Genomic DNA, 7,245 nt, shown 5'->3' with positions numbered 1-7,245 from the left:
CACTGAAGGTAGCACTTGCCCCGACTGTCTGCGGTAGCTCTGAGATCTTCCAGACCTTCTTGTTCTGTGCCACAAAATCGGCATGGGAACCAAAGAGGCTCTTGAAGAACTCGACCACTCCGTCTACGATTGCCTTCAAACCGTTCTCGATGCTCTCCCAGATCGCCTTTGCCATCGTCTCGACCACATCCCAGCCACTAGCCGAGTCGTTGTCGAGGCGAATGGTATCGGGCATAGCGTTGAGCGGCCCAACCAGATAGACATCCTCATCACCTGCCTCGAAGTCGTTGTAGGAGATGATCTTCTTGAGGTTTCCCTCTCCCTTGGCAGGCATTTTGTCAAGGAGGAAGCTGCGCTTGTGGGTGTCTGTGCCATTGACGACATTATGGATGTTGGCTCCCTCGACCACCGCATAGATATTGGCATCTGTTCCTGAGTACTCAGCTTTAGACGTCTTGATCTTGACACGCAGGAAGAACTCCTCGGCCTTATCACCTGCCTTAGGCGGGTAGCTTCCGGCGGAGACGAACTGGTAGCCGAGTTTATCGAAGTCCTCCCACTGCGAAATCGCGTCCGCGCTGGGGGTGTTGTAGCCCTTGACCGAGTCCTCTAACTGAATCCGCCCCCAGAATGCTCCCTTGCCGACCTGGTTCATCGCCGCCCCCACCCGGCGGAGCCACTGCTCGCTGGCACGGATCGCATTGTGCTCGGCGTTGCGGAAGGCATTCTGAGCGGAGAAGTTGGCCGTGACAATCCCGCGCTCCTTAGCTCCGATCTCGGCCATCCAGGTGGAGTCTAGGTTGATCCCAGCGGGGGCCATGTAGATCACGCCCTTGGGAATCTTGACATTGGCGACCGAAGCGCCACGGATTACCTTGCCCGCCTTGGCCGCTTTGTAGTCAAGACACACATCATCGCTAGCAATCGGAGAGATCGGGTGGCACCCTGCCTCCATCACTGTCTGGACACCGGGCAGATTGAGGATCGAGCCCATGATCGAGTACTTGCCATGGCTCTTGATCCCCTGGTGATCCGGAGTCTCGTAGTTGCCAGTATAGAGGGTGAAGGAGCCCATCTGGGTCCACTGTGCGGGTGTTGACGCCATGTCAAAGTAGGTGGCCTTACGGCGCATGGGCTCGTCGATCCAGTTCGAGTGGGAGTAGAAGTCCTGGAGCGCATGAAGCGAGACCCCTAAGATATGATGCGCCATCGCCACATCGCCGACGACCGGCTTGCCGTACTTATCCTTACTCGGTTGCTCTGCAGCGTAGATCAGGCCAGCCAGCGTCCCGGAGAGGTAGCGGCGCATCTGACTCTCCACCGGGTTGCGGGGTGGACGGGATGGGTTGCGTCCCCCCTGCCCTGGCAGGTTCAGGCGTGGGAGTGGGATGTTGCTGCTCTGCATAGTGTAGAGGTCGTCGAAGTGCACCTTAGCCAGCTCGGGTTTGGCGATCAGCGCGGCCTTGAGGCGGGTCATGTCTCCGCTCTTAGCCCACCAGAGGGGGTTGTAGCCGTAGGAGTCGACATAGTCTGCATGCCAACAGATGGACTCTGCCGCTCCGGCGCTGAAGCTAGCGGCTATGCCACCGCGCTTGGAGATGTCGGCATGATGCCAGTTGGCGATAGTGCTTGTCAGGAAGTCCTCACCGCCGAAGGCATGGGCGGAGGGAGTGGAGGCGATGCCAGCCAGGCTCAGGGCGAGAAAGGGGCGAAAGTTGCGCATTATCGAAATTACTTGAGTAACGTTGCCGTCAGGTTTAAGTTGCTCTCAGGATAGACCCCGCTCGTAAAGTGCCTGTGAATCTACCGTAAAAAAAGTGTGAAATGAAAAAAAATCTTCGCAGGATCCCCATCCCGACGAGGGAGGCGATTCCCAGATCCCCAAAGGCGATCAAGAGCCCTTAGGTTGCGAAAGGGGACGAAGCTTTTTCATAGAGGTCTCTTCTAAGAGGATGGCTAATTCTACCCAGAAATGCGCCCACGATCTACTGTTTTTTCTCTTGAGCTTGCTGCCCAACTCCAAGCCGTAAGCGGCCCCGAGCCGATTGCTGCACTCAATCGTATCAAGGAGCGTGAGTGCGGCGAGCCACTGGTCAATATTCGTAGGTACTGCCCCCGTGTGCGTATTGCCCGCACGTGTCTGCCGTATCTGCGCCGAACCGTTGCCGAGAAGCTGAGTGTCGCGCAGGCAGCGCTCCCGCCGGGCTATAAATTGCGCGTTACGACCGCGCTCCGTAAGAAAGAAACCCAGCAGGCGCTCTTCGATACGTACTTCGCGGAGCTGTCGGAGAAGCACCCGAACTGGAGCTACGCCACCCTCCGTCGCCAGACCTGCCGCTTCTTCGCCCCCTACGACCAGCCCGCTCCCCCCGGCCACTGCACCGGAGCCGCGGTAGATGTCCATTTATTGCTTCCCTCGGGCAGGCAGGCTGAGATGCGTAAGCCGCTCACGGGCTGGAAGGCTGCACGGAGCCTCGCACACGGTCTGAGTGAGAAGTCCGTCCGTCACCGCGAGATTCTCTTTGCAGCAATGCTCGCCGCCGGGTTCTCCAACTGCGCCGAGGAGTTCTGGCACTACAGCTACGGCGATGCCGGCTGGGCCGTTCGTGTCGGCGAGCAGGAGTGTGTTTACGGCTGGCCAACCCTGCGGGAAAATTCTATAGTCGTTTTGGAACAAACAAAACCGGAATACTGTCCATAAGAAACCTCTGGTTTTTCCGGAGGTTTCAGGAAGCGCACCATGAGAATCGCGACGGTGGCGGAGCTACGGGAGGCGGATCGTCAGGCCATTGAGAACCTGGGGATTCCGAGCGTCTGCCTGATGCAGTCGGCGGGTGAGGCACTTGCGCGGGCGTGTGCGGGAGCGCAGCGCGTGGCGTTTCTCTGTGGCAAGGGCAACAATGGCGGCGATGGGTTTGTTGCGGCGCGGCTTTTAGCAGTGGTGGGAAAAGAGATCACGGTTTTGTTGACGGGAGAAGAGAGGGATCTCCGAGGAGCTGCCGCCCTCCACTTTGCCCCGCTCCGTGCCTGCGGCGTGAAGATACTGCCGCTAAAAAATGCGCCGCTCACGGGCTACGACTTGCTGATAGACTGCCTGCTGGGAACGGGTGCGTGGGGCAAGCCCGAGGGCGTGATGGCGGAGGCGATTGTCGCCGCGAATGCCTCGAGCGTGCCAATTCTAGCCTGCGACCTGCCGTCGGGAGTGGATGCCGACACGGGGGAGGTGGTTGGAGGGCTGGCGATTCGGGCGCAGAAAACGCTCACGCTGGCAGCGCTCAAGCCCGGCCTCTTGCTCTATCCAGGCGCAGAGTACGCGGGCAAAGTGAGCGTCGCCAAGATTGGACTGCCGATTCTCACCCCTCCAACCCAGGAGCTGACCACAGCAAGCTGGGTAAAAGAAACCCTTCCTCGGCGCACACAAGGCCGCGATGCCAACAAAGGCGCGTTTGGAACCGTGCTGGTTGTGGCGGGTTCACGCGGCATGGCAGGGGCTGCCGTTCTCACGGCCACGGCGGCGCTTCGTGCAGGAGCCGGGTTGGTCTATTTAGCCGTCCCGGAGAGCCTGGTCGCGACCGTCGCCGCGCTCTCCGCCGAAGTGGTGGTGCGCCCCCTGCCCGAGACACCTGAGGGAACGCATGGTGGCGAAGGAGCACTTGCCGCGCTCTTGCCACTGCTAGAGCACACCGATGCCATCGCGCTTGGCCCCGGACTCGCGGCGAGCGAGGCGGTGCAAGACTTTGTGGAAGCCCTGCTCAAGAGTACTAAACTTCCTCTCGTCATAGACGCCGATGGGCTCAATGCCATCGCACTAAAAGCCGAGCTGCTCCAGAGCCTGACGGAGCGGGAGCGTGTCCTGACACCGCATCCGGGCGAGCTGGGCCGACTGCTGGGAATCCCTACCACGGATGTCCAGGCGCACCGAACCGATGCCACGTTGCGCTGTGCGCACACTTTTGGCTCCGTGACTCTGCTCAAAGGCGCACGAACTTTGGTAGGAACCCCCTCCGGTCGGCTATACTACAACCGTGAGGGTTCGGTGACACTGGCAACGGCAGGAAGCGGCGATGTGCTCACCGGCGTGATAGCCGCCTTGCTAGCCCGGGGCCTCTCTGCGACAGAAGCCGCTCGCTGTGGAGCCACCTGGCACGCGCTTGCCGGGGAGAGCTTACTGGTAGGCTCACTCGCCGGAGAGATTCGGGATGCCCTGCCCGTCGCGCGGCAACACTTGGAATCGGGGGATATTTGCGACCTATGAAGACACAACTGACGGCACTCGCTTTCTTACTCGCCATAGGTGCACGGGCACAAACACCGACGCCTGCACCCAAGCTGGAGCCTCCCAAAACGACGCTCGCCGCCACCCCAGCGCCACAGACAGCCACCCCAACGCCCGATCCCAAAGCCGCTACTCCGAACCCGAAAGCCGCGACGCCCGCACCGGCTACTCCCCTGGCATCCGTGGCGACTGCTGCCCCGGTTGTGGTCGTGTTGCGTGAGAAAGAGCCAGAGCAAAACAACGGCAGTAGCTTGATCGCCGGCTGGCTCGGGCTGGCGATTCTTGTTGGTGGCGGCTTCTTTGGCTGGCGTGCACTGAAAAGCAAGGGCCTCACGGTGACAGGGGCGTTCAAGCAGCTCGGGGTGGAGCTACCGCAGGAAGCATCTCCCGCCGCTGCGCCTGTTGGCAAGCCCGCTGTGGCTCCGTTGCCTCCTCTCCCCTCCCTCTCGGACTTGCCCTCGGCGGGAGCTGCAGCCCCCTCCGCCCCCATGAATGGGGGAACCAGGTCTGTCGCGCCGCCACTGCCTGCACCCACAGGGCAGCCCAAGCTCGTGGGCATCAGTGGCCCTGCTGCCGGGAAAGTGATTCCGCTTATGGATGCTCTCAGTGTGGGCCGTGAACCCGACAATGCTTTCGCACTTCCCACCGACAGCACCGTCAGCCGCAAGCACGCTCTCTTTCTGCCCACCGGCACCGGCTGGGAGCTCGCCGATAGCGGCTCCGCCAACGGCACTTTCCTCAACGGCCAGCGCCTGAGCGCCACGCAGACTCTCTCCCACGGCGATGAGATCAAGATCGGCTCGTCGCGCCTGAGGTTCGAGGCGTGAACTTCCCCTCGCGCATCTTGCTGTTTCTGCTAGCGGGAGCTGCTGCTGGGCTTCTCGTCGTCTTCCTCACCGATGTCACGGGCATTTTACGCATCACCGACCAGTGGCCCCCCACCAAGACCGACCTGAGCAACACCACGGCAGCGGCGGTGTGTTTTGGGGGCTTCCTCGGAGCCCTCTTTGGCGTCGCGAACAATCTGGCATCGGGCACTCGTGACTGGGTGCGTGCGGTGGGCTTCGGGTTGGGGATTGGAGTTGCTGCCGGGTTTGTGGGAATCACCTTTGGGATGGCAGTCTTTGCCCCACTTTATGTGGAAAAAGCCCGCAACCCGCTGGAATTTCTGGGCAATGTCATCGCTCGTGGCCTAGGCTGGTGCTTTATTGGAGCACTGGCCGGAACGGCGGAGGGCTGGCGTAAACAGAGCGTACGCGTCGGGCGTAACGGGCTGATCGGCGGCGCGATCGGCGGCTTGCTGGGCGGTGCCGTCTTTGAGATCGCACCGTATCTGATGCCCGGCGTCCGAGCGGGAGCCGTCTCTCGCACGTTGGGCTTTGTGATCACCGGAGCCATGATCGGGCTATTTATCGCGCTGGTTCAAGAGTGGCTCAAAGAGGCCTGGGTAAAAATCCAAGTGGGCCGCAATGAGTTCAGCAAAGAGATTCTCCTCGAAAAAGCGGAGAGCAAGATCGGCAGAAGCGAGCTGTGCGACATCCCGCTCTTTGGCAATGCGCAGATCGGACGCAGCCACGCGCTGCTCGTGGCTCAGCCCAGCGGCGGCTATGTGGTGCGGGATACCGGCGAGTCCCCGGTTGGTGTCTTGGTCAACGGGGCAAAAGTGACCGGCGAGCAGAAACTGCGCTCGGGTGACCAAATTCAGATCGTGGATCGGGTGCTGATGTTCTTTGAAAAACAAGTCCGTCAGCGCACGGTGCTTGAAAATCGCGATCTGAAACAAGCGCCTGCCATTCCCGTGGCACAGCCGGGCGTGTCGCCGTACGCGCTGAACCCCTCCTCAAACCCATCCTCAAACCCATCCTCGAACCCATCCTCGAACCCATCCCCCGGCCCCTTCCCTACGGCAGGGAAAGGGAGTAGATTAGTTGTTGTGTCGGGGCCGCACTCGGGGCAGAGCTTCGTCTTGCAAGCGGGGCTGGTCTTTGGGCGCGATCCGGGCAATAGCGCCGCGCTTCCCGCCGACACCAAAACGTCGCGGCGGCACGCTCAGCTTGTAACTGATGGTGGCGGCGTGGCACTGGAAGACTTGGGAAGCACCAATGGGACATTCGTCAACGGCCAGCGCATCACTAAAGTCGCGCTTGCCCCGGGCGATCAGATCGTGATTGGCACCAGTACACTGAGAGTAGAGTGATTTTCATGCAAGTTTTATTAGAGCCAACAACACAAGGCGTGCGCGCTACTCTTTTGGGCCGCGATACGATTTTTGCTGAGGGGCGTGATGATAAAGAAGCACTGGGACGTCTTCAAGAAGTCTTCACTGCGCAACTCCCTGCGGGGGCACGTGTGATTGATTGGCAAGGAACTCCACAATCGCACCCGTTAGCACGATTTGCCGGGATGTTTCGTGATAACCCTGCCTTTGATGACTGGCAAGAGGCAATCGCTCAGCGCCGTCAGGAGCTTGAAGAAAGTAATTGAGTCTCTATGTTCTTGACACAGACACCCTCTCACTTTTTTCCAGAAGTGAAGTACTCGTCACACAACGGATTTTATCCACCGCGCCTCTTAACCTCGCTATCAGTATTATCACCGTGGAGGAGCAGATCTCGGGTTGGTACGATGTTTTGCGTAAGGCAACCACCGATGAGCGACTCGCTCTCGGTTATGCAAGTCTGGGACAGAGCATTGAGCTTCTGCAAAATTTCCGTATCTTGCCTTTTACTCGTGATGCTATCCAGCGCTACCGAGAGCTGCTGGAACTAAAGACAAATGTTCGAAAGATGGACTTGCGCATTGCCGCAATCGCGCTAGAGTTTGAGGCGACATTGGTGACTCGTAATGTGCGTGACTTTAGCCGAGTTCCCGGTTTGCAAATAGAAGATTGGAGCCAATAGATGGATCAGACAATTCGCGTGAATCCGACAGTGATGGGGGGCGATCCGAATCGCACCCAGATGGCGCAG

At 59.8% G+C, this 7,245-nt stretch carries 7 protein-coding genes; 6 read left to right on the top strand and 1 reads right to left on the bottom strand.

Features of this window, described 5'->3' with window-relative positions:
* On the bottom strand, positions 1–1,723 hold a 1,723-nt coding region (locus ACH2EH_RS26760), incomplete at its 3' end, for a hypothetical protein (RefSeq protein WP_395146514.1).
* Positions 1,724–1,972: 249 nt separating this feature from the next.
* Here ACH2EH_RS26760 and ACH2EH_RS26755 point away from each other — a divergent pair.
* The 6 genes from ACH2EH_RS26755 to ACH2EH_RS26730 are packed head-to-tail and all read left to right on the top strand — an operon-like array spanning position 1,973 to position 7,176.
* The gene (locus ACH2EH_RS26755; protein WP_395146512.1) at positions 1,973–2,701 is read left to right on the top strand and encodes a M15 family metallopeptidase; all 729 of its coding nucleotides are present in this window, start codon (positions 1,973–1,975) and stop codon (positions 2,699–2,701) included.
* Positions 2,702–2,740: 39 nt separating this feature from the next.
* Entirely contained in the window at positions 2,741–4,255 is a 1,515-nt protein-coding gene (locus tag ACH2EH_RS26750) for an NAD(P)H-hydrate dehydratase (RefSeq protein ID WP_395146510.1), read from the top strand.
* Positions 4,252–5,103 carry an FHA domain-containing protein gene (locus ACH2EH_RS26745; RefSeq protein WP_395146508.1) on the top strand — a complete coding sequence of 284 codons (852 nt, stop codon included), beginning with the start codon at positions 4,252–4,254 and terminating at the stop codon, positions 5,101–5,103. Before ACH2EH_RS26750 ends, ACH2EH_RS26745 begins: the two co-directional genes overlap by 4 nt.
* Positions 5,100–6,473, top strand: a complete 1,374-nt coding sequence (locus ACH2EH_RS26740; protein ID WP_395146506.1) for an FHA domain-containing protein — start codon at positions 5,100–5,102, stop codon at positions 6,471–6,473. Before ACH2EH_RS26745 ends, ACH2EH_RS26740 begins: the two co-directional genes overlap by 4 nt.
* Before the next feature lie 5 nt (positions 6,474–6,478).
* Positions 6,479–6,760: a type II toxin-antitoxin system HicB family antitoxin gene (locus ACH2EH_RS26735; RefSeq protein ID WP_395146504.1), complete on the top strand. Its 282-nt coding sequence runs from the start codon at positions 6,479–6,481 to the stop codon at positions 6,758–6,760.
* The gene (locus ACH2EH_RS26730; RefSeq protein ID WP_395146502.1) at positions 6,757–7,176 is read left to right on the top strand and encodes a type II toxin-antitoxin system VapC family toxin; all 420 of its coding nucleotides are present in this window, start codon (positions 6,757–6,759) and stop codon (positions 7,174–7,176) included. The genes ACH2EH_RS26735 and ACH2EH_RS26730 overlap by 4 nt, the downstream gene beginning before the upstream one ends.
* Positions 7,177–7,245 lie beyond the last annotated feature (69 nt).

It is taken from the genome of Armatimonas sp. (assembly GCF_043760365.1).
Lineage (GTDB): Bacteria > Armatimonadota > Armatimonadia > Armatimonadales > Armatimonadaceae > Armatimonas.
Note: the sequence above shows the minus strand (reverse complement) of the source record. Positions and strands in the feature narration are given on the sequence as shown.